The following is a 21,317-nucleotide window of genomic DNA, read 5'->3' on the forward strand; positions in this document are numbered from 1 at the left end:
TTGCGGCCTCCCGGGGACCCGCGCGGGCACCGGTCCTGCCGGTAGCAACGGAGATGCAGCGAAGCTGGGCCGGTGCGCCTCAGGGGTCGACGCAGCTGCTTTCCCCGACCAGGTCCCGCACCCGCTCGAATTCCGCGCGATTGCGTTCGGCGTTGTCCGGATGGGCGAAGTGCCAGCGGAATTCGGCCTCCTCCAGCCGCTTCTTCCAGGCTGCGCACAGTCCTTCGTCGGCCACCGGTTCGCAGCGGTCGCGCACGACCTCGCAGGCCTCGCCGGCGCCGGCCTGCGGATTGCCGTCCAGGCCGACCGTGCGCAGCGGCAGGCAGCGTGCCTCCGGTTCGGCGGCCTCCTGCAGGTACTGCTCGTTGTCGCGGGTGGCGCACTGGAACAGCGGCGGCGGCGCCGGCCGTTCGACCGGCGCCGCCGCGGGGGGCGCCGTTCCGGCCGCTTCCGCGGCGGGTTCGGCGGCCGGCTCCGGCGCGGTTGCCAACGGCTGCACCGGTGCCACGGCGGCGGCCGGACGCGGCGGCGGCGCTTCCACTGCCTGCATCACCTTCCGGGTCTGCTGCATGCCCTTGGGGCAGGGCATGTTCTGCACGGTCAGCGCACCGTCGGCATCGGTGCAGCGGTAGAACACGACTTCGCCGGCGGCGAGCGGGCCGGCGATGCCCAGCAGGCACAGTGCTGGCAGCAGGCGGATCATGCGCCGCCGCAGTCCTGGTCCAGGCGTGCGTCGATGCCGCGCTGCTCGCGCACCAGCGCCTCGCGCTCGCTCTGCAGGGCGCTGTTGTAGCGGCGGATCAGCTCCCAGCGGCGATCCTTCAGGCGGGCGCAGACTTCCTGCGGCGGCAGGGCGTGGCAGCTGTCGCGCACCAGGGTGGAGCCGGTCGGCACCAGCACCCCCGGGCGGTAGTGCCCGGAGCCGCCGGCCGGCGGCGGGCGGTGACCCGATGGCGGGCGCCCCGGGCCATGGCCGCCGGGGCGGCCGGGGAAATAGCCGTAGCCCCACACCGGTACCCAGCGCGGATTGCCTTCGGCGGTGTCGCTGGTATAGCGCTCGCCCTCGGCGGTGACGCATTCGTACATCGGCTGCGGCGGCTGTACGGTGACCACGCGCACCTCGCGCGGCGGTACGACGCCGGGCGACGGCGATGCCGGAGCCGGCTCGGCCGGTGGCCGTGGCGGCGGGTCCTGCGGGCGCTGCATCTGCCGCACTTCCTGCCGCTCGCTGCCTTCGCACGGGGAGTCGCGCAGGGCCACCGCGCCATTGCTGCCTACACAGCGGTAGATGCGCACGTCGTCCTGCGCTGCCGTCCCGGGCAACGGCAGCGCGAGCAGGAGGGCCAGCAGCGGCAGGGGGCGGCGCATGCGCGCATCATGACCGCAATCGGCGCCCGGCGGTAGCGCGGCGGGCGTGTGCCGGCGTACGCAGGAGCGGCGTGGGCCGCGCCCGGCGATCGAAAGGGATCGTCGGCCGCGGATCGGTGCGGAACCCGCGTCCGAAGCCGCATCCATGCCGCCCCGTGGTTGCCCGGGGACTCGCCCGCCGTTCGCGACCCGGGCCGATTTCCCGGGACGGCGGCTCAATCGCGCAGCTGGCGCCCGCTGAGGGCGTCGCGGATCGGGGTGGGCTGGGCCAGGCCACCGGTCTCGCCGGCCAGGGTGCCATCGATCGCCGCCAGGATCGCCGGGTCCAGCTGCTCCTGGCGGCGTGCCGGCGGCTCGCCGCCGCGGTTGGCGCTGGTCGATACCAGCGCGCCGCCGAAGGCGTCACATAGCGCGACCACCTGCGGATGGTCGCTGACCCGTACCGCGATGCCGGCATGCGCGCCGGTGATCCAGCGCGGCGCGTGCTCGCTGGCGGGCATGATCCAGGTGTGCGGCCCCGGCCAGGTGGCCAGCACGTCGCCCAGGCGCTCGGCCGGCAGCGCGGGCAGATCCAGCCAGGGACGCAGCTGCTCCAGCCGGGCGGCGACCAGGATCAACCCCTTCTCGACCGGCCGCCGCTTCAGGTTCAGCAGCCGCATCACCGCCCCTTGGTGGCGCGGATCGCAGCCCAGGCCCCAGACCGCTTCGGTCGGGTAGGCGACGATGCCGCCCAGCTGCAGGACGGCGACGGCTCGGGCGAGGGAAAGATCGTTCATGGGTGCGACGCGGGACAGCGGCGGGCAGTGTGCCAGCAGTCGCGGACGACGGACAACCTGGCCTGCGCATCGCCGCTTGCCGGAAGGTGCGGCGTCCGTTCCCCGGGAATCCGGGGAACGGACGGGCGCGGGTCGGATCAGTACGGAATCCACGCATCCTGCCAGGCGAAGCCGGTGCCGGGGGCGTAGGCCGGATGGTCGATGTTGCACCAGCCACCCTCCGGGAACGGGCGGCAGCCGTACAGCCTGCCGTCGCTGCCCTTGACCACGGTCTGGCCGGGCACGTACTGGCCGATGCCCTGCGGGTACACGTAGTCGTAGTCGCCCGGTGGTGGATTCGGGTTGGGTTGTCCGTCGTCCGGCAGGCGGATGTCGAGCTGGTGGGTGCGGCCGCTGCCGCTCAGGTAGATCCGGTTGGCGCTGGCCGAGGCCACCGGGACGATGGTGCCGTTCTGCAGCACGCCGATCCGGGCGTACTGGGCGCGCGCGTTGACTTCCTGGGCCACCTTCAGCGGCCAGGCGGAGGCGCCGGTCTGGCCGGCGGGCACGGTGACGGCCACGCGCTCGGCGTCGCTGCCGTTGGCGTTGAACACGCGCAGGGCGACCTCGGTGCCGGCCGGCAGGTCGTTCTGCGCGGTCAGCGCGCCGACGTCGTTCCACTGCGGCGGCGGCGGAGGGGTGCCGCCGCCGGCGAACTGGACGTCCGTGCAGGTGTAGAACGCCTCGGTCGAGTCCGAGCGCTGCCAGACGTTGTAGATCACGTGGCGGCCGCTGCGCTGCGGCAACGGGCAGTCCAGGTGGTAGTTGCCGTCGGCCGACAGCGGGACGTTGCCCAGCGCGCAGAACTGTTCCAGGTCGGACCACTTCAGCGGCGTGTTCGGGTTCCAGCCTTCGCGGGTCACGTAGAACAGCCAGTCCTTGGTCGCGTGCGGAGCGGTGGCCTTGAAGTGGAATTCGTAGCGGCCGTTGGCGTCGGGCTGGATCGGGGTGGCCTGCCAGTCGCCGCGGGCCAGGTCCAGGCCGCGGAAGGTGGGATTGTTGCCGCTGCACAGCTTGCCGTCCGGCACCACTGCCTGGTGGTTGCTGTTGGCGTTGGCCTGGTTGATGCCCATCCAGTCGTAGAACAGCTGCGACCCGGCGACTTCCCAGGCCGCGCGGCAGGCCGGGTCGGTGGGATTCTCGCGGTTGCCCTGGGCGCAGGCGTAGATCCGGCTCTGCGGCTTGGCCATCGAGCCGTGCGCCTCGGCCTCGAAGCCGGGCAGTGCGGTACAGGCGAAGATCGCGGCCGCGAACAACGGCAACCGCGGGCTGGATAACAATGTCATGGGACTTCCCCTTGCATGGCGTTACCCCCTGTCAGGGCAGGATAGACATCGTTGTCATCGGGAATCTGTGATTGGGTCGCGAAAAGCGGGTACCGACTGCGCGGAGGGCTCCGGCGGGCAGGAGCGACGGAGCACCGGCCAGGGAGTGCCCGCCGGCGACGTGCCGCCACCGGAAAGGGAACTTGTCGCCGTCGCCGTCGCCGTCGCCGCCCGGCGATGAGGCCGGTGGCTGGCATGGCGCCTGCCTTGTCTGCGGCAAACAATCCGTCATTCCCGCGAAGGCGGGAAACCACGGATGACCAGGCGCCGGGCGCTGTCGTTGGAGCTCCCGCCTTCGTGGGAATGACGGGGGTCGGGAGGGCCTTGCCGGGGAGCGGAAACGCAAAGGGCGCGGAATCCCGCGCCCTTCCTCCTGCCTGCGTTCCGTCGCGGCCAGGGCGTCGTGCCCGGCCATCGCCGGCGTCAGCCGGCGCTTTTCTTGACCACGGTCTTCTTCGCGGCTTTCTTCACGGCCTTCTTGGCCGCCTTCTTCACCGCCTTCTTTGCCGGGGCCTTCTTCGGCGCTGCTTCCTTCTTCACCGTGGTCTTCTTGGCCGCCTTCTTGGCACCGAAGCCCTTGCGCACCGGCTTGCCGGTTTCCGCCAGCAGCTGCTGCACCTCTTCCAGGGTCAGCGAGGCCGGCTCGCGATCCTTGGGGATCTTGCCGTTGAGCTTGCCGTCGCTGATGTACGGGCCGAAGCGCCCGTTGAGCACCTGGATGTCGCTGCCGTCGAATTCCTTGATGATGCGGTTGCGCGCGATCTCCTCCTTCTCCTCGATCAGGAACACGGCGCGGGCCAGATCGATGGTGTAGGGATCGTCCTCCTTCTTCAGCGAGGCATAGGTGCTGCCGCGCTTGGCGAACGGGCCGAAACGGCCGATGCCGACGCTGACCGCCTCGCCCTTGTCCTCACCCAGCGCACGCGGCATCAGGAACAGCTCCAGCGCCTGCTCCAGGGTGATGGTGTGCATCGACTGGCCCGGGCGCAGCGAAGCGAACTTGGGCTTTTCCTCGGCGTCTTCGGCGGTGCTGCCGATGGCCGCATATGGCCCGAAGCGGCCCAGCCGCACGCTGACCGGCTTGCCGGTCTTGGGGTCGGTGCCGAGTTCGCGGGCGCCGCTGGCCTCGGCGCGATCGACCGATTCCTTCTTCTCTTCCACCAGCTCCTTGAACGGGCCCCAGAACTTCTCCATCAGCGGCACCCATTCCTCCTCGCCGCGCGAGACCGCGTCCAGCTCGTCCTCGAGCCTGGCGGTGAAGTCGTAGTCGACGTAGCGGGTGAAGTGCCCGGACAGGAACTTGGACACCGCACGGCCGACATCGGACGGGCGGAAGCTGCGGCCCTCCATCTCCACGTACTTGCGGAACAGCAGGGTCTGGATGATCGAGGCATAGGTGGAGGGGCGGCCGATGCCGTACTCCTCCAGCGCCTTGACCAGCGCCGCTTCGGTGAAGCGCGGCGGCGGCTGGGTGAAGTGCTGCTCGGCGTCGATGCGGTCCAGCGGCACGCGGTCGCCGGGCTTCATCGCCGGCAGCTTGCGGCCCTCGTCCTCGTCCTCGGCGGCCTTGGTGTCCTTGCCTTCCTCGTAGACGGCCAGGAAGCCGGGCACCACCACGGTGGTGCCGCTGGCGCGGAAACTGTGCTCGTTGCCGGCGGCCAGCTCGACGCTGACGGTATTGAGCGTGGCCGGGATCATCTGGCAGGCCACCGCCCGCTTCCAGATCAGCTCGTACAGCTTGCGCTCGTCGTCGGACAGGAAGCGCGAAACCTGCGCCGGCGTGCGCAGCGCCGAGGTCGGGCGGACCGCCTCGTGCGCTTCCTGCGCGTTCTTGGACTTGGTCTGGTAGACGTTGGGCTTGTCCGGCAGCGAGCCGGTGCCGTAGTCGCGCGCGATCACGTCGCGGATCTCGCCCAGCGCGTCGGCCGACAGGTTGACCGAGTCGGTACGCATGTAGCTGATCAGGCCGACCGTGCCTTCCTCGCCGATGGCCACGCCCTCGTACAGCTTCTGCGCCACCTGCATGGTCTTGCGGGTGGTGAAGCCGAGCTTGCGCGAGGCCTCCTGCTGCAGGGTGGAGGTGGTGAAGGGCGGCGCCGGGCGGCGCTTGCGCTCCTTGCTGGCCACGTCGGTGACGTGCAGCGCCCCGGCCGCGGCCTGCTGGATGCGCAGCCGCGCCGCTTCGGCGGTGTCGCCGTCGGTGATCGTGAACTGTTCGAATTTCTGCCCGTCCAGCTTCACCAGCTTGGCGCTGAAGTGCTGCGAGGGATGCGCGCAGTCGGCGGCGATGGACCAGTACTCGCGGGCGACGAAGGCCTCGATCTCCTCCTCGCGCTCGACGATCATGCGCAGCGCCGGGCTCTGCACGCGGCCAGCGGAAAGGCCGCGCTGGACCTTGCGCCAGAGTACCGGCGACAGGTTGAAGCCGACCAGGTAGTCCAGCGCGCGGCGCGCCTGCTGGGCGTCGACCAGGTCGGTGGCGATCGCGCGCGGCTGGGCCATCGCCTCCTTGATCGCGCGCGGGGTGATCTCGGTGAAGACCACCCGCTGCATCGGCTTGTCCTTCAGCAGCCCGCGTTCCTTCAGGATCTCGGCGATGTGCCAGCTGATCGCCTCACCCTCGCGGTCCGGGTCGGTGGCCAGGAAGATGTCGTCGGCGGTCTTGGCGGCCTTGGCGATGGCCTCGACATGCTTCTCGTTCTTCTCGATCAGGTCGTAGCGCATGGCGAAGCCGTTGTCCGGATCGACCGCGCCCTCCTTCGGGACCAGATCGCGCACGTGCCCATACGAGGCCAGGACGGTGAAGTCCTTGCCGAGGTATTTGTTGATCGTCTTGGCCTTGGCCGGCGATTCGACGATGAGCAGGTGCTTGGGCATGTTCTTCGGTTCTGAGGGCGGGCGCCCCGGGGGCGCTAGGGTGGCGCAAACGCACGCGTTAGTGAAGTGAAATGGGCCGATCTGGATAAGCCGACGCCCGGGCAGGGCCCGGGCGTTCAGCTTTCGTCCTTATTAGAGGAATCACGCCGCGGCCCCGCTGTCAAGCGGTGGCCCCCGGGCGCGACCTCAGTTGAACTGGCTGGCGGCGATGCCGATCACCGCCAGGATGGCGAAGACGCCGATCGCCAGCAGCACGCCGAAGATGGCCAGCACCACGATGGTGACCGTACCCAGCCCGCGCTGCTGCCACTCCGGATGCTCGGTGAAGGCCCACTTGTCCACCACCAGCGTGTCGCAGAGCATGTCGTGCAGGCCCTGCTTGCGCTCGGTGAAGGCGGCCATCACATAGCCGATGCACAGGATCAGGCCGCTGAGCAGGGCGGCGAAGTAGCGGCCGATGCCGCGGGCGATGGAGATGCGTTCGCCGTTGAGGCGGACCACCTTGATGCCCACCGCCATCTTGCCGGGCGTGGCGCGGTTGACCGAGGCGTGGAAGCCGGCGTAGTACGCCGCCGCCAGGGCGATGGACAGCAGGTTGGTCACCAGCTGGATCAGGATGAAGCCGGCGCCGGCCATGTTGTCGCCCATCCCGGCAAAGCCGATTCCCATCACCGCGCCGATGACCATGCCGATCACGCCGCCGACGATGCCGACGATGATGCTGTCGATGAAGTAGGCCGCCACCCGCTTCCAGAAGCCGGCATAGACCACTTCGCCGCCCAGCACGACGTTGCTGTCGTCCCGCAGCGCCGCCGCCGGTGCGGCGTACGGGGTGTAGGTGGCGGTACCGTTCTCGATGGCGCTGTAGTCGCCGCGCAGGTCGACGCCGGTGCTGGCCGTGGCCGGGTTCTGCAGCCCCAGCTCGTCGACGAAGTCCGACAGCGGCTTCCATTCGGACAGGCCTTCGCGCCAGACCAGCGATGCCAGCGTCATTTCGCCGCGCTGGAACTGCCCGCGCAGGGTTTCGGTCGCAATCGGGCCGTGCCGCTGCCGCTGGGCATCAGCGTAATACCACTCGCTCATCATCTATTCCCCGTGTGTAAATCCTGGCCGGGCGTACTTCAGCCGCGGCATTCCATTGGCAGGTACTTGTCGTCCACTTCGGCGCTGCATTCCCAGTCGCCGCTGTCGGTATCGTAGTCCAGCCAGATCGCCTTGCCATGCAGTTGCGCCTTGCCCGGAACCCGCAGCAGCGCTTCCAGGCCGCAATGGCCATTGTCGAAACGACCGATGCGGACCGTGTCGATCCCGTCCCCGGCATAGCTTTCCGGGGCGCCGAAACCGCTGTCGTCGTTGACCGGGCAACGGCCGTGTTCGGCGACGAATTCGGCGATCTGGAACTTGAGCGGTACCAGTTGCAGATGGGCGGCGGTGGTCTTGGCGCGCAGCGTGTAGTCCTGGTAGGCGGGCAGCGCGATGGCGGCGAGGACGCCGAGGATCGCGATCAGGAAAAGGCCGGCCACCGCGCCGACGATGCCGACGATGGCGCAGCCGGACAGGCCCTGCTTCGGCGGTGCGGCGCTGGCGGCGGCAGCCGGTGCCGCAGGCGCGACCGGCGGCAGCTGCGGCGGCATCGGCGCCGCGACGGTTTCGATGCTTTCGGTGGCGGAAGGTTCGGCCAGGCCCAGCTCGCCGGCGACCGCGCGCAGCGGCTGCCAGTTGTCCATGCCCTCGCGCCAGACCAGGGTGTCCAGCGCGATCCGGCCGGAACGGAACAGTTCGGCAATCTCCTCCGCGGCCAGCGGTCCGCGCCGCTCGCGGTTGCCTTCCGCGTAAAACCACTGACTCACGCAATGCTCCTTGTGCTTCCGTGCAGGCCGTGTCCGGTCAGTGCAGCGGTTCGGGTTCGTCGACGAACATCTGGGTTTCCATCCAGGCGTAGGCGGCCTCGGCGCCGGGCTGGTTGAACAGGACCATCAACACCACCCACTTGAGGTCGTCCAGGTCCAGTTCGTCCTGGTCCAGCGCCATCGCCCGGTCCAGCACCAGCTCGCGCTGGTCGGCGTCGAGGATGCCGTGCTGTTCCAGGAACAGCAGGAAGCCGCGGCACTCCACGTCCAGCTTGTCCAGCTCCGGGCCGTGGTAGACCCGCACCGGCCCGTCCACCCGCGGCTGCGCCACGCCCGGCCGCTGTTCGGCCAGCGCATCGAGCCAGTCGAAGGCCTTGTTGATCTCGGCGGGGCTGAAACCGGCCTGGATCAGGCCGTTCTGCAGGGAGTCGCGGTCGCGAACGAGGTCGGCGTCCTCGCTGAAGTAGTGTTCGAACAGGTACAGCAGGACATCCAGAATGCTCTCTTTCATTGCCCTCGGCCTGCGTCGCTAGACGCTGTGGGAGGTGAAGGAACCCGAGGTGCGGACGTAGCGACCATGTGCGGCCGATACCCGGCCCTCCAGTTCCATGACCAGCAGCATGGAGGACAGCGCTGCGGCCGTCAATCCAGTTCGCTCGATCAATGAATCCATACCGGTTGGGTCGTGGCCCAGCGCCTGCCACAAGCGCTGGTAGTCCGGGTCCGGCGGGTCGTAGGCCGGCATGGACGCCGGCTGTGCCGTTTCAGTGGGGGCGGACAGCCGGATCCGCAAGGTCCGGGCCAGTTCCGCGGCCATCGGCGCCACCCCGGACAGGACTTCGGCCGGGCTTTCGACCAGGCCGGCGCCGTCGCGGATCAGGCGGTGGCAGCCGCGTGCCAGCGGATTGTCGACCGAGCCGGGCAGGGCGAACACCTCGCGCCCGGCCTCGGCGGCCAGGCGGGCGGTGATCAGCGCGCCGGAACGCTCGGCCGCTTCGATCACCAGCGTCCCCAGCGACAGCCCGGCCAGGATCCGGTTGCGGGCCGGGAAGTGGCCCGGGCGCGCCCCGGTTCCGGGCGGATGCTCGCTGACCACCGCGCCGCGGGCGGCGATGCGCCGGTGCAGGCCGGCATGGTGGCGGGGATACACCTGGTCCAGGCCGGTTCCGACGACGGCCAGGGTCAGCCCGTGCGGGCTGGCCAGCGCGGCCTCATGGGCGGCCGCGTCGATTCCGGCCGCCAGGCCGCTGGCCACCGCCATGCCCGCCCCGGCCAGGGCATGGGCGAAGCGGCGGGCATGGTCGCGGCCGCCCGGGCTGGGCGAGCGGCTGCCGACCACGGCGATGGCCGGGTGCCAGAGCGCGGAGGGGTCGCCGTCGACGAACAGTGCCAGCGGCGGCGCGGGGCTTTGCCGCAGCAGGGGCGGATAGTCGGGGTGGTGCCAGCCGATCAGGTGGTGCTGCGGCTGCTGCAGCCAGCGCAGGCCACGTTGCAATGCGTCGGGGTCGGGGTTCGCCAGCCGGGCGCATTGTCCGGGAGCGCAGCCGGCGGCTTTCCAGGCACGCAGGCCGGCCTCCAGCGCGGCCTGCGGGTCGCCGAAGCGGGCGAGCAGCTGCCGTCGCGGGGCGCCGGCACCGCCGGCCAGTACCAGGATCAGCGATGCCCGCAGCCATTCCGGCGGGAGAGGGAGGGCGGTTTCCATCGCCACAGGCTGGAGCGGATACGACGACGGCGCCCTAGGGCGCCGTCGTGTTGCTGCGTAGGATTTTCCCGCGACGCTTACTGCGCGTCCGGATGCTTTAGCTCGTAGCCGACCTTGGCCGACTTCACGCCTTCCATCACCAGCGCGTAGCTGACCTTGTCGAAGGTGCGGAACACCATCGCATGGGCGGCGTACTCGTCGGGCAGGCTGAGGCGGCCGGCGCCGTCCTTCAGCGCATCGTCCATCCGCGAGGAGTTCGGGTAGCGCTTCTTGTGGGTGATGTGGCTGCCCTGGCGCCAGACCGAGAACACGGTGCCGTTGTCGATGCCGTCGCGGGCGCCGGCGGAGATGGCGATCACGTCGCGCGGACCGGCCACGGTGAAGGCGTCGGCCACCGCCAGTACCCGCAGCCCGCCGTCGAGAAGCTGGGCGGCCGGCGCGTGCGGGATGAACTGCAGGTCGTACGGATTGGCCTGGACCGGCACGATGCGGTCGCCGGCGCGTACCTCGCGGCCGCTGTCCTGCAGCAGCAGGGTGGTCACGTCGCTGTCGCCGCCGGCGGCACGGGTGATGGTGCCGACGTTGACCTGGGCCAGCTCGTAGCCGAGCAACTCGCGGCGCTCGCTGGGAGCGACGTAGTTCTTCCACAGGTTGCCGCTGCCCGGAGTGGCGTTGCCGTGGGCGTTCAGGTCCTCGGTCGGCTTGGGCAGCGCGAAGCGCACCGTCGGCCGCACCACCGCGTAGCGCTCGCCGGGCTGGGCGTAGTCCAGTCCATGCACGTAGGCCAGCTGGCCGGCGCTGGCGCGCAGCCGGTTGTCTTCCAGGCCGACCACGTAGGGCAGTTCCTGGAAGCTGTCGACCACGCTCAGGTTCTTCAGGAACGGTTCGACGTCGGCCAGCGGAATGGCGTTGATCGGCGCTTCCTCGCGCGCACCCGGCTGGGCCACGACGCGGTCGAGGTAGGCCAGGCTGAGCACGTCGCCCGGGTAGATCAGGTGCGGATTCTTGACCTGCGGGTTTGCCTGCCAGATTTCCGGCCACAGCCACGGCTTCTTGAGGAAGCGCGCGGAGATGTCCCACAGCGTATCGCCCTTCTGCACCACGTAGGTGTCAGGGTGTGCGGCGGTCATTTCGACGGCGGCAGCATAGGACGCGACGGTCAGCATCGCGACGGCCGCGACCGTACGGATTTGTTTAAACATGATTGCGATCTGCCTGATTCCCCAACAGGTTGGCGCACTATAGTCCAGAAACCGGGGCGTAGCGCAAGCGTTGGCGCTAGAATTGAGACGCCTTGCCGAATTGTCCGGCGCTCCCCATATCGGTATCGCTATGGCCATACTCACCATTCTCGAATTTCCCGACCCCCGCCTGCGCACCAAGGCGGTGCCGATGGCGGCTGCCGAAGTGACCACTCCGGCGTTCCAGAAACTGCTCGACGACATGTTCGAAACCATGTACGAGGCCCCCGGCATCGGCCTTGCGGCCAGCCAGGTGGACGTGCACAAGCGCTTCATGGTCATCGACGTGAGCGAGGAGAAGAACGCCCCGCAGGTGTTCATCAACCCCGAGATCGTCGAAAAGGAAGGCGGCCAGGTGTACCAGGAGGGCTGCCTGTCGGTCCCGGGCATCTTCGCCGACGTGACCCGCGCCAACTCCATCGTGGTGCGCTACCTGGACCGCGAGGGCCAGTCGCGCGAGCTGGCCACCGACGGCCTGCTGGCGGTGTGCATCCAGCACGAGATGGACCACCTGGACGGCAAGCTGTTCATCGACTACCTGTCGCCGCTCAAGCGCGAGATGGTGCGCAAGAAGCTGGCCAAGCAGCGCAAGCACGTCGCCTGAAGCGGTCGGCGGGAGCCCCCCGGCCGCGGTGATGCCGCCGTGCGGCCGGCCGCCATCGCGGGCAGGCCCGCGCCGCCGAACGATCTTCCCCCTGCGGCGCCGGCCCCGGCGCCGTTTTCCTTTCCGTCATTGGACCTGCCATGAGAATCGTGTTTGCCGGCACCCCGGACTTCGCCGTGCCCTGCCTGCGCGCCGCCGCGCGCCACAACGAAGTGGTGGCCGTCTACACCCAGCCCGACCGCCCGGCCGGCCGCGGCCGCGGGCTGATGCCGCCGCCGGTCAAGCGCGAGGCCGTCGAGCGCGGGATTCCCGTGTTCCAGCCGGAAACGCTCAAGGACGCCGCCGCCCAGGAGCAGCTGCGGGCGCTGCAGCCGGACCTGATGGTGGTGGTGGCCTACGGCCTGATCCTGCCGCGGGCGGTGCTGGCGATTCCCACCCATGGCTGCTGGAACGTGCACGCCTCGCTGCTGCCGCGCTGGCGCGGCGCCGCGCCGATCCAGCGCGCGATCGAGGCCGGCGATGCCGAGACCGGCGTATGCCTGATGCAGATGGAGGCCGGGCTGGATACCGGGCCGGTGCTGCTGGCGCAGAAGACCCCGATCGCGGAAACCGACACCGGCGGCCAGCTGCACGACCGCCTGGCCGAGCTGGGCGCGCGGGTGCTGGCCGACGGGCTGGGCCTGCTGCGGGCGGGCCTGAAGCCGGTCGCGCAGCCGCAGCCCGAGGCCGGCGTCAGCTATGCGCACAAGCTGGACAAGGCGCAGGCCCGGCTGGACTGGAGCGAGGATGCGGTGGCGCTGGCCCGCCGCGTGCGCGCGTTCAACCCGTGGCCGGTCGCCGAGGCGGTGCTGGCCGGCGAGCGCCTGCGCATCCATGGCGCGGTGGCGATCGCCGACAACCGTGGGCGGCCGCCGGGCACGGTGCTGGCCGCGTCGAAGGACGGGATCGACATCGCCTGCGGCCAGGGCGCGCTGCGCCTGCGCGTGGTGCAGCGCGAGGGCGGCAAGGCGATCACCGCCGCCGACTATCTCAACGCCCGCCGCGACCTGGCGGTCGAGGCCTGAGCCGGTGTCGTCGGCGACGGACAAGGGGCGTTCCACGCAGGTGCCGGGCGTCGCCACCCGGGCGCTGGCCGCGCGCGTGCTGGCGGCGGTGGTCGGCAATGGCCGCTCGCTGAAGGCCGAGCTGGCCGCGGCGCTGCCGACGCTGGACGACAGCCGCGACCGCGCGCTGCTGGAGGCGATCTGCTTCGCGGCGTTGCGCCGCCGGGTCGCCTACGACGCGGCCCTGCGGCAATGGATGCAGAGACCGCTGGGGCGTCGCGACGAGGACCTGCGCGGGCTGCTGATGGCCGGTTTCGCCCAGCTCGACGTGCTCGACCTGCCGGCGCACGCGGCGCTGTCGGCCACCGTCGAGGCGGCGCGCGCGCTGGGCCGCGAGCGCCAGGCCGGGATGGTCAATGCGCTGCTGCGGCGTGCCCAGCGCGAAGGATTCCCGGTGCTGCCGGCGGCCAAGGCATGGCCGTCCTGGCTGCGCGAGCGGGTCTGGCGCGACTGGCCGGACCAGGCCGAGGCGGTCTTCGAGGCCAGCCTGCAGCCGGCGCCGTTGTGGCTGCGGGTGAACCGCCAGCGGCAATCGCGTCACGCCTACCTGGAGGGATTGCATGCGGCCGGGATCGCGGCCGAGGCCTCGCCGCTGACGGCCGATGCCATCCGCCTGCCGGTGGCGGTGGCGGTGGCCGCGCTGCCCGGCTTCGGCGACGGCGCGGTATCGGTCCAGGACCTGTCGGCGCAGCAGGTGGCCGATGCGCTGGCGCCCGAACCCGGCGCGCGGGTGCTGGACGCCTGCGCCGCTCCGGGCGGCAAGTCGGCGCACCTGCTCGAGCGCGACCCGCAGCTGCGGCTGCTGGCGCTGGACGTGGATGCGCGGCGGCTGCAGCGCATCGCCGATACCTTCGCCCGCACCGGCGTCGGCGAGCGGGCCGAGGTCCGCGCCGCCGACGCTTCCGACCCCGCCGGCTGGTGGGATGGCGAACCGTTCGACGCGGTGCTGCTGGACGCGCCGTGTTCGGCCACCGGCATCGTCCGCCGCCAGCCCGACGTGCTGCTGCACCGGCGCCCGGAGGACATCGATGCGCTGGCGGCCCTGCAGGCGCGGCTGCTGGATGCGGCGTGGCGGGTGCTGCGGCCCGGCGGCGCGCTGGTCTACGCCACCTGCTCGCTGCTGAAGCAGGAGAACCAGCAGCAGGTGCAGGCGTTCCTGGCGCGCACCGCCGATGCCCGCATCGAACCGCTGTCCGCGGCCTTCGGCCATGATGTCGCCGGCACCCGCCAGCGGCTGCCCGGCGAGCACGGCGGCGACGGCTTTTTCTATGCGCGGATGGTGAAGCAGGATTTGACCTGAGCCGTTTATCATCGCGCCCCATGCTCAAGACCCGTGCGTCGCGCGAATTCTGGTTGCTGGCCCTGATGGCTCTGCTGGTGATCGGCGCCGGCCTCGGGCTGCGCGATCCCTGGCCCTCGGACGAGCCGCGCTTCGCGCTGGTGGCCAAGCAGATGGTGGACAGCGGCGACTGGCTGTTCCCGCACCGCGGCGACGAGCTGTATTCGGACAAGCCGCCGATGCTGATGTGGTGGCAGGCCACCCTCTACACCGTTTCCGGCAACTGGCGGCTGGCGTTCCTGCTGCCGTCGCTGCTGGCCGCACTGGGCACGCTGGCCTGCGTCTACGACCTCGGCCGCCGGCTGTGGACGCGCCGGGTCGGGCTGTACGCGGCGTGGGCGCTGCTGTTCGCGCTGCATTTCACCTTCCAGGCCAAGAAGGCGCAGATCGACCCGCTGGTGGTGTTCTTCATCACCCTGGCCAACTACGGCCTGCTGCGCCACCTGCTGTGCGGGCCGGCATGGCGCTGGTGGGTGCTGGGCTGGTTCGCCGCCGGGCTGGGCACCATCACCAAGGGCGTGGGCGTGATCGCACTGCTGATGCTGGTGCCGGCGGCGCTGGCCGCGTGGCAGGGCTGGCCGCGGCTGCGGCTGGAACTGCGCGACGGGCGCTTCTGGCTGGGGCCGCTGGCCCTGGTGATGGCGGTGTCGGCGTGGCTGGTGCCGATGGTGGCGACGGTGCTGGCCAGCGGTTCGCCCGAGCACCGCGCCTACCTGGACGACATCCTGTTCCGGCAGACCGCCAAGCGCTACACCCAGTCCTGGGACCACCACCAGCCGTTCTGGTACCACCTGGGCACCATGCTGACGATGTGGTTGCCGGCGTTCCTGGCCGTGCCCTGGGCGATCCCGGCCTGGGCCCGGCGGCTGCGCCGGCGCGACCCGCGCTACCTGCTGCCGCTGTTGTGGTGGGGGCTGGTGGTGCTGTTCTTCTCGATCCCGGACGGCAAGCGCGACGTCTACATCCTGCCGGCGCTGCCGATGTTCTGCCTGGCGCTGGCGCCGCTGCTGCCGGGACTGTTGCGCAAACGCGGTTTCAAGGCGCTGCTGGGCGGCTTCGCGGTGGCGCTGGTCGTCGGCCTGCTGGTGGCCGGGGTGGCGGTGCTGACCGGGCAGCCGCGCTTCGAGGAGCGGCTGATGGACAGCCGCGGCATCGACCGGGCCGCCACCGATGCGCTGGCCTGGGCGGTGGTGGCGATGGGCGCCTGGGGCGTCGGCAGCCTGCTGCTGTTCGGCTGGCGACGGCTGCAGGCCGCGCTGGTGTCGATCCTGGCGGTGATCTGGGTGCTGTATGGGCTGGTCGGCTACCCGTTGCTCAACGATTCAGGCTCGGCGCGGGGCCTGATGCGCAGCGCCGGCCAGCGGATCGGCGCGGAGGCCGAACTGGGGCTAGTGGCCTGGAAGGAACAGAACCTGCTGATGGCCGACCGTGCCGCGGTCACGTTCGGCTTCAAGGTGCCGTGGGACGAGCAGCTGCGCCGCGGCGTGGCCTGGCAGGCGCAGGCGCCGGAGCGGCGCTGGTTGCTGGTGCAGGAGGCGGCGCTGCTGGCCTGTGTCGACCGCAGCCGCAGCGAAATGGCCGGGATCGCCAACCGTCGTCGCTGGTGGCTGGTGCCGCCCACCGCGATCAGGGGAGAATGCGCGGCCAGCGAGCAGGAGCGGCAGCGCGAGCGGCGCCAGCAGGACGAGGACGCGGCCGACGGCTGAGTCCTCCTGCCGGGAGTGGAGGCAATGTGGCAGCGGTCCCGGGGCGCAGTGGCGCGACCGGAGGCCGGTACGGGCAGGCAGGGCTCCGGCAGGGGCGGTTCAGAGCGCAGGGTTCAGGATTTTGGCAATGAAGCACGATGAGGCGCTCGCGGTGGCCGGTACGGCTCCTTCCCATGGCCCCGACGCACGCACCCGCGCGCTGCGATGGCTGGCCTCGGCGGCGTTGTTCTGCCTGCCGGCACTGGTGGTCAACACCCCCTGGAACCTGCTGCCGTTCGGCCTGCTGCTGCTGTTCAGCAGCGTGCTGGGCATCGACCACCTGTGGCGCGGACGGTCGTTGGCCGGGCCTCCGGTGCGGGCGCTGGTGTGGCTGATGCTGGCGGTGCTGCTGTTGTCGGCGCTGTCGGTCTGGTGGTTCGGGCAGGAGTTGCGCGATATCGACAACCGCAGCCGGTTCCTGGTGATGCCCTGGACGGCGCTGTGGATATGCGCGCTGCAGCCGCGCGCCTCGATGCTGTGGGTCGGCGCGCTGGCCGGGTTGTTCGGCGCGTTGCTGGTGGCGGTGGTGCAGGTGGCCGGCGGCGCCTGGCGCGCCGAGGGCTGGACCAACGCCATCGTGCTGGCCGACATCGTGCTGATGCTGATGGTGCTGCTGGTGTTCTGCCGGCCGCACGGGCAATGGCGCTGGGTCGCGGCCGGCATGATCGCCGGCTGTGCGGTGATCGTGCTGACCGGCAGCCGCGGGGTATGGCTGGCATTGCTGGCGCTGCTGGTGGTGATGAGCCTGTGCCTGCGCTGGCGCACCGGTCGCACCCGGTTGCTGACCCTGGTCGGGCTGGTGGCGGTGGCGGCGACGCTGGTGCTGACGGTGCCGGGCCTGAGCGAGCGGATGCGCCTGGACGAGCTCAAGCAGGACGTCGAGCGGCTGGAGCAGGGCGACAGCGATTCCTCGGCCGGCGCGCGGGTCGAACGGCTGCAGGTGGCGTGGGAAACCTTCCTCGAGCATCCGTGGATGGGAGTGGGCATCGGCCATTTCGACGAGGCGATGAAGCGGCTGCCGGTATGCGATGGGGCCGGCAGCGACATAAGGCGCTGCCACCTGGACCACGCCCACAACGACCTGGCCGAATGGGCCGCCACCCAGGGTGCGCCCGGGGCACTGCTGCTGCTGGCGGTATACGGGCTGCCGCTGCTGCTGTTCGTGCGGCTGCACCGGCGCAGCGCCGAAACCACGTTCCGCGGCCCGGCCGCGGCCGGGATCATGATCGTGGTGGCCTACGCGCTGTGCGGCATGACCCAGTCGATGTTCGCCCACCAGATCACCGCCAGCTTCTACGTGTGCGCGGTGGGCGTGCTGACCGGGCTGGCGTTGCTGGAACCGCGTTCGCGCCCAGCCGCGGCCGGTCAGGCGCGGGGCTGATCGCCCGGCGGGTCGGCCACCGGCTGCCCGTTCTGCAGCAGCCACAGCATGATGGTCTTCTGCCGCACGTAGTTGGCGCGCACGTAGGCGTAGACCAGGCCATGCCAGCCGTCGCGGAAGCCGCCGCGCAGCAGCCAGCCGCGCCAGAAGCGCCAGGCCGGCGCCAGCACCAGCTTGCCCAGCGTGGCGCGCTTGCCGCGGGCGAATTCGTGTTCGGCCATCATCCGCGCGTAGCGCTGGGTCTTGGCCAGTTGCTGTTCCAGCGAACGGTAGGGGTAGTGGATCAGGTCGCCCTGCAGCGTGGCGACCGCGCCGTCGACGCTGGCCGCCTCGTGGATCTCGCGCTTGCCGCGCCAGCCGCCGCGGCGGCGGTCGAACAGGCGCAGCACCCGGTCGGGGTAGGCGTTGCCGTGGCGCAGGAAGCGGCCGAAGTAGTCCGACAGCCGCGCGAAGCGGTAGCCGTCGACGCCGCCGAAGCCGTCGGCCTGCGCGCGCAGGATCGATTCGCGCAGCGCCTCGCCGACCCGCTCGTCGGCATCCAGGCACAGCACCCAGTCGTGCCGGGCCTGCTCGACGCAGAACGCCTTCTGGCTGCGGAAGCCGTCGAACGGCCGCTGCAGCACACGCGCGCCGGCGGCCTCGGCGATGGCCACGGTGGCGTCGCCGGAGTACGAGTCCACCACCACGATCTCGTCGCAGAAGGCCAGCGAGGCCAGGCAGTCGCCGATGCGGTCGGCTTCGTTGAACGCGATAATGCAGGCGGAAATACGAGGCCGTTCAGTGGGAGCGGTCGATGAGGACATGTGGATGGCCGAATACCTGCTGTTTGCGACGGAGCGCTATGCGTTGCCTATTCTCGCGCCTCTGGCCCGGGCGTTGCACGCGTCGGGGCAGTCGGTGTCGGCCTGGTTCGAGGGCGGCGCCGCCGGCGCGCGGCTGCCGGACGTGGCCGGGGTCGGCCTGAAGCAGGCGCTGGCATTGCGCCCGCGCGCGGTGTTCAGCGCCGCCAACTGGGTGCCGCCGTTCGTGGCCGGGGCCAAGGTGCAGCTGTTCCACGGTTTCAACGTGCAGAAGCGCGAGGACGCCCGCGGCCATTTCCGGGTGCGCGGGCTGTTCGACCTGTACTGCACGCAGGGGCCGGCCACCACCGCGCCGTTCCGCGAGCTGGCGCAGCGCGAAGGCCATTTCGCGGTTGCCGAGACCGGCTGGCCGAAGCTCGACCCGCTGTTCCGCGACGACGGCGGCGAGAGCGCCGCGTTGCGCGCGCCGGCCGGTGGCCGGCCGGTGGTGCTGTTCGGCTCCACCTTCACCGAGCGCCTGAGCGCGGCGCCGCACCTGCACGCGCAGATCGCCGCCGACATCGCCGGCGGCGAGCGCTACTGGCTGCTGACCCTGCATCCCAAGTGCCCGCCGGCGCTGTTCGAGCGCTACCGTGCGCTGGCCGGCGCCAACGCGCGCTTCATCGAGCCGGAGCAGGTGATGGCGGCGCAACGTGCGGCCGACGTGCTGGTGTCGGACACCTCGTCGATCGTTTCCGAGTTCATCGTCCAGCACAAGCCGGTGGTGACCTTCCGCAACCGGGTGCCGCAGCCGCACATGCTCGATTTCGACGACCCGGCGCAGCTGCCGGCGTTGCTGGCGCGCGCGCTGGACCCGGAGCCGGCGCTGCTGGCGCAGATCCGCCGCTATGCCGATTCGATCCACCCCTTCCGCGACGGCCTGTCGTCGGAGCGGGTGATCGCCGCCACCGAGGACTTCATCGCCGGCGAGATGGGCGTGCTGCGGCCCAAGCCGTGGGGCGCGCGCCTGCGCGCGCTGCAGATCCGCCGCGAGCTGGGCTACTGGGGGCCGGCGCGGCGCTGATCCGGGTTCACCAGCGCAGCTTGCGCCGGGCCAGCGCCTGCGACAGCTGCGCGAACACCGCACGCGCCTCGGCCTCGGGCAGGAAGCGCAGCTGCAGCGATGGCCCGGCACCGGCGCCGGCGGTGTCCAGGGTGAGGGTGGCGGTGCCGAAGCGACGGTCCAGCGGCGAGCGGCTGAGCTGCAGTGCCTGCAGCTTGTCCAGTTCGGCGAAGCGCCACCAGCGGTTCCACCAGCCGCCGCGCAGCGCGACCCGCTGCGCGTCGATCGACCAGCCCATGCGCTGGATCTGCCGCTGCGCCTTGAACGCCGACCACGGCAGCCACAGCAGCGGCAGCAGCCCCCAGTATCCGAGATGCCAGCAGGCGGCCATGGTCAGCGGCAGCAGCAGCCACAGCGACGGCAGGCACAACCGCCACCAGCCTTGCCGCGCCACCGGCCGCCATTCTTCGGGCGGCCACTGCACGTGCGGCAGCAGGTGCCGCACCAGCGCATCGCAGGCCTGTGGCGTGGCGATCGGTGCCAGTTCCTTGAGCGCGCGGCCGTGTTCGTCCTGCGGATTGCCCGAGGCGATGTCGATGCGCAGGCTGCGGCGGCCGAACAGCCGGTGCAGCAGGCCCTCGCGCAAGGTCCAGGCCTGGATGCGGCGGCGCGCGGCACTGGTGCGCAGGCGGGTCAGCAGGCCGCGTTCCACCGTCAGCCGGCGCTCGGCCTCGGTCAGGCGGAAGCCGTGGTACTGCAGCAGCGCCAGCCCCACCGACAGCAGCCGCATCACCGCCAGCAGGAACAGCAGCGAGGTGGTGACCGTGATCGCGGTGGTCCAGGCGCCCAGCTGCAGGTGGCTGGCATAGCCGAACACCTGCCGGCCCTGCTGTTGCAGGAAGTCCTCCACCACCTGGCGCGGGAACATCTGGTAGCCGGCGCCGAAGGCGGCGGCCAGCACCACCATCGCCCGGTTGGAGATCAGCCCCAGCCGCACCAGCTCGGCGGTGGGCAGGGCCAGCAGCACCTCCGTGCTCGGCTCCCCGGCGCTGTCGTCGACGGCCTGGCTGCTGCCGCGGTGGCGCACCAGCCGCTCCAGCGCCAGTGCCTGGTCCAGCTTCAGCACCCGCATCTGCGCTTCGGGCTTGTGCCCGCCGGCCGACTCCAGCCGCAGTTCGGCCACCCCGAACAGCCGGTGCAGCATGTTCTGGTGGACGACCACGTTGTGGATGCGGGCGAACGGGATCTCGCGCCGGTTGCGCTGCAACAGGCCGCTGCGGATGCTCAGGCCGTCGCTGCCGATGCGGTAGCGATAGGTCAGGTACTGCAGCACCGAGATCGCCACCAGCACCACCACCACCGTCAGGGTGACCAGGTGGTCGGCCAGGTCGTTGCGGTCGCCGCGGCTGCCGAAGATCAGCAGCGCCAGCAGCGGCACCATGAACTGGCGGATCTGCTGCAGCAGCACGAACAGCCAGGACCACGGATGCAGCCGCCGCTCCTGGCCGGCGCCGGTGTCGGCCAGGGAGCTCACAGGGCGTCGTCGTCGTGGTCGAGCTGGCGCGCCAGGCGGTCGCGCAGGCGCTCGGCGTCGTCCTGGTCCAGCCCGGCGATCGATACCGCATTGAAGCGGCTGCCGGCGGTATGCACCACCAGCGTGCCCAGGCGCGCGGCGCGTTCCAGCGGGCCGCGCCGCAGGTCCAGGTGCTGCACGCGCGAGATCGGCACCCGGGTCTCGCTCTGCCACCAGTGCCCGCGTCGCAGCGCCAGCCCGTGGTCGTCCAGTTGCCAGAAAGTGCGGCGATGGCGGCGGAACGCGAACCAGCCGCCGGCCGCCGCGCCCAGCAGGCCGCTGGCGGCCAGCGTCGCCGGCAGCTGGCCGCCGCGCAGCACCAGCGCGAAGATGCCCGAGCCGATCATCAGCGCGATGGCCATGGTCAGCCCGCCCGCGGTCGCCGCCAGCAGGGCGCCGCGCGGCGGCAGCGGTTGCCAGCCCGGCGCGGGATCGGCGGCCGGCAGCGCGGGAAGTTCGGGCGGATCGTTGTGCGGTTCGTGCAAGGAGGTTCTCCAGCGGATGCGCCGGCGAGCCTAACACCGTTGCATGGCGGCCGATGCCGCCGGCCGC

General features: G+C 71.1%; 19 protein-coding genes. 6 read left to right on the plus strand and 13 right to left on the minus strand.

The window, feature by feature from the left end:
- Positions 1–79: 79 nt before the first annotated feature.
- From OK345_RS16830 to OK345_RS16875, 10 genes are all read right to left on the minus strand, one after another.
- Positions 80–703, minus strand: coding sequence for a DUF4124 domain-containing protein (locus tag OK345_RS16830; protein ID WP_265129162.1), 624 nt, complete (start codon positions 701–703; stop codon positions 80–82).
- The gene (locus tag OK345_RS16835) at positions 700–1,368 is read right to left on the minus strand and encodes a DUF4124 domain-containing protein (protein ID WP_265129163.1); all 669 of its coding nucleotides are present in this window, start codon (positions 1,366–1,368) and stop codon (positions 700–702) included. The genes OK345_RS16830 and OK345_RS16835 overlap by 4 nt, the downstream gene beginning before the upstream one ends.
- Before the next feature lie 215 nt (positions 1,369–1,583).
- The gene (gene tsaC, locus OK345_RS16840; RefSeq protein WP_265129164.1) at positions 1,584–2,144 is read right to left on the minus strand and encodes an L-threonylcarbamoyladenylate synthase type 1 TsaC; all 561 of its coding nucleotides are present in this window, start codon (positions 2,142–2,144) and stop codon (positions 1,584–1,586) included.
- A gap of 137 nt (positions 2,145–2,281) precedes the next feature.
- Positions 2,282–3,469, minus strand: a complete 1,188-nt coding sequence (locus OK345_RS16845) for a lytic polysaccharide monooxygenase auxiliary activity family 9 protein (RefSeq protein WP_265155183.1) — start codon at positions 3,467–3,469, stop codon at positions 2,282–2,284.
- Between the two features lie 462 nt (positions 3,470–3,931).
- The gene (locus tag OK345_RS16850) at positions 3,932–6,385 is read right to left on the minus strand and encodes a DNA topoisomerase I (protein WP_265129165.1); all 2,454 of its coding nucleotides are present in this window, start codon (positions 6,383–6,385) and stop codon (positions 3,932–3,934) included.
- Positions 6,386–6,571: 186 nt separating this feature from the next.
- On the minus strand, positions 6,572–7,468 hold the full coding sequence (locus OK345_RS16855) for an RDD family protein (protein WP_265129166.1): 897 nt from the start codon (positions 7,466–7,468) through the stop codon (positions 6,572–6,574).
- 38 nt (positions 7,469–7,506) lie between these two features.
- The gene (locus OK345_RS16860) at positions 7,507–8,235 is read right to left on the minus strand and encodes a GYF domain-containing protein (RefSeq protein WP_265129167.1); all 729 of its coding nucleotides are present in this window, start codon (positions 8,233–8,235) and stop codon (positions 7,507–7,509) included.
- 37 nt (positions 8,236–8,272) lie between these two features.
- On the minus strand, positions 8,273–8,746 hold the full coding sequence (locus OK345_RS16865; protein WP_265129168.1) for a DUF494 family protein: 474 nt from the start codon (positions 8,744–8,746) through the stop codon (positions 8,273–8,275).
- Between the two features lie 18 nt (positions 8,747–8,764).
- Positions 8,765–9,937 carry a DNA-processing protein DprA gene (gene dprA, locus OK345_RS16870; protein ID WP_265129169.1) on the minus strand — a complete coding sequence of 391 codons (1,173 nt, stop codon included), beginning with the start codon at positions 9,935–9,937 and terminating at the stop codon, positions 8,765–8,767.
- A 77-nt stretch (positions 9,938–10,014) separates the two neighbouring features.
- The gene (locus tag OK345_RS16875) at positions 10,015–11,139 is read right to left on the minus strand and encodes a LysM peptidoglycan-binding domain-containing protein (protein ID WP_265129170.1); all 1,125 of its coding nucleotides are present in this window, start codon (positions 11,137–11,139) and stop codon (positions 10,015–10,017) included.
- 130 nt (positions 11,140–11,269) lie between these two features.
- Here OK345_RS16875 and def point away from each other — a divergent pair, with 130 nt between their 5' ends.
- The 5 genes from def to OK345_RS16900 all read left to right on the plus strand — a co-directional run bounded on the left by def (position 11,270) and on the right by OK345_RS16900 (position 17,350).
- A complete protein-coding gene (gene def / locus OK345_RS16880; protein WP_265129171.1) occupies positions 11,270–11,782 on the plus strand; it encodes a peptide deformylase in 513 nt (170 codons plus the stop codon).
- A 140-nt stretch (positions 11,783–11,922) separates the two neighbouring features.
- Positions 11,923–12,846: a methionyl-tRNA formyltransferase gene (fmt, locus tag OK345_RS16885; RefSeq protein ID WP_265129172.1), complete on the plus strand. Its 924-nt coding sequence runs from the start codon at positions 11,923–11,925 to the stop codon at positions 12,844–12,846.
- A 4-nt stretch (positions 12,847–12,850) separates the two neighbouring features.
- Positions 12,851–14,185, plus strand: coding sequence for a 16S rRNA (cytosine(967)-C(5))-methyltransferase RsmB (gene rsmB, locus OK345_RS16890; protein WP_265129173.1), 1,335 nt, complete (start codon positions 12,851–12,853; stop codon positions 14,183–14,185).
- A gap of 20 nt (positions 14,186–14,205) precedes the next feature.
- Positions 14,206–15,930 carry an ArnT family glycosyltransferase gene (locus tag OK345_RS16895; protein ID WP_265129174.1) on the plus strand — a complete coding sequence of 575 codons (1,725 nt, stop codon included), beginning with the start codon at positions 14,206–14,208 and terminating at the stop codon, positions 15,928–15,930.
- Between the two features lie 127 nt (positions 15,931–16,057).
- Positions 16,058–17,350 carry an O-antigen ligase family protein gene (locus OK345_RS16900; protein WP_265129175.1) on the plus strand — a complete coding sequence of 431 codons (1,293 nt, stop codon included), beginning with the start codon at positions 16,058–16,060 and terminating at the stop codon, positions 17,348–17,350.
- Here the strand turns inward: OK345_RS16900 and OK345_RS16905 are convergent.
- A complete protein-coding gene (locus OK345_RS16905; RefSeq protein WP_265129176.1) occupies positions 17,335–18,153 on the minus strand; it encodes a glycosyltransferase family 2 protein in 819 nt (272 codons plus the stop codon). The genes OK345_RS16900 and OK345_RS16905 overlap by 16 nt on opposite strands.
- A 4-nt stretch (positions 18,154–18,157) precedes the next feature.
- Between OK345_RS16905 and OK345_RS16910 the strand changes: the two genes are divergently transcribed.
- Positions 18,158–19,213, plus strand: coding sequence for a CDP-glycerol glycerophosphotransferase family protein (locus tag OK345_RS16910; RefSeq protein WP_265129177.1), 1,056 nt, complete (start codon positions 18,158–18,160; stop codon positions 19,211–19,213).
- A gap of 7 nt (positions 19,214–19,220) precedes the next feature.
- Here the strand turns inward: OK345_RS16910 and OK345_RS16915 are convergent, their stop codons facing one another.
- Both OK345_RS16915 and OK345_RS16920 read right to left on the minus strand, forming a co-directional pair.
- The gene (locus OK345_RS16915) at positions 19,221–20,726 is read right to left on the minus strand and encodes a PH domain-containing protein (protein ID WP_265129178.1); all 1,506 of its coding nucleotides are present in this window, start codon (positions 20,724–20,726) and stop codon (positions 19,221–19,223) included.
- Positions 20,723–21,250 carry a PH domain-containing protein gene (locus OK345_RS16920; RefSeq protein ID WP_265155181.1) on the minus strand — a complete coding sequence of 176 codons (528 nt, stop codon included), beginning with the start codon at positions 21,248–21,250 and terminating at the stop codon, positions 20,723–20,725. The genes OK345_RS16915 and OK345_RS16920 overlap by 4 nt, the downstream gene beginning before the upstream one ends.
- Positions 21,251–21,317 lie beyond the last annotated feature (67 nt).

The organism is Xanthomonas chitinilytica, assembly GCF_026107455.2.
Taxonomy (GTDB): domain Bacteria; phylum Pseudomonadota; class Gammaproteobacteria; order Xanthomonadales; family Xanthomonadaceae; genus Stenotrophomonas; species Stenotrophomonas chitinilytica.

Bases quoted from the DNA above. Each gene is read 5' to 3' on its own strand.
- OK345_RS16830 (WP_265129162.1), bottom strand. From the start codon at position 703: ATGATCCGCCTGCTGCCAGCACTGTGCCTGCTGGGCATCGCCGGCCCG.
- def (WP_265129171.1), top strand. From the start codon at position 11,270: ATGGCCATACTCACCATTCTCGAATTTCCCGACCCCCGCCTGCGCACC.
- OK345_RS16845 (WP_265155183.1), bottom strand. From the start codon at position 3,469: ATGACATTGTTATCCAGCCCGCGGTTGCCGTTGTTCGCGGCCGCGATC.
- OK345_RS16875 (WP_265129170.1), bottom strand. From the start codon at position 11,139: ATGTTTAAACAAATCCGTACGGTCGCGGCCGTCGCGATGCTGACCGTC.
- fmt (WP_265129172.1), top strand. From the start codon at position 11,923: ATGAGAATCGTGTTTGCCGGCACCCCGGACTTCGCCGTGCCCTGCCTG.
- OK345_RS16910 (WP_265129177.1), top strand. From the start codon at position 18,158: ATGGCCGAATACCTGCTGTTTGCGACGGAGCGCTATGCGTTGCCTATT.
- OK345_RS16865 (WP_265129168.1), bottom strand. From the start codon at position 8,746: ATGAAAGAGAGCATTCTGGATGTCCTGCTGTACCTGTTCGAACACTAC.
- OK345_RS16900 (WP_265129175.1), top strand. From the start codon at position 16,058: ATGAAGCACGATGAGGCGCTCGCGGTGGCCGGTACGGCTCCTTCCCAT.
- OK345_RS16855 (WP_265129166.1), bottom strand. From the start codon at position 7,468: ATGAGCGAGTGGTATTACGCTGATGCCCAGCGGCAGCGGCACGGCCCG.
- OK345_RS16905 (WP_265129176.1), bottom strand. From the start codon at position 18,153: ATGTCCTCATCGACCGCTCCCACTGAACGGCCTCGTATTTCCGCCTGC.
- OK345_RS16835 (WP_265129163.1), bottom strand. From the start codon at position 1,368: ATGCGCCGCCCCCTGCCGCTGCTGGCCCTCCTGCTCGCGCTGCCGTTG.
- tsaC (WP_265129164.1), bottom strand. From the start codon at position 2,144: ATGAACGATCTTTCCCTCGCCCGAGCCGTCGCCGTCCTGCAGCTGGGC.
- dprA (WP_265129169.1), bottom strand. From the start codon at position 9,937: ATGGAAACCGCCCTCCCTCTCCCGCCGGAATGGCTGCGGGCATCGCTG.
- OK345_RS16850 (WP_265129165.1), bottom strand. From the start codon at position 6,385: ATGCCCAAGCACCTGCTCATCGTCGAATCGCCGGCCAAGGCCAAGACG.
- OK345_RS16895 (WP_265129174.1), top strand. From the start codon at position 14,206: ATGCTCAAGACCCGTGCGTCGCGCGAATTCTGGTTGCTGGCCCTGATG.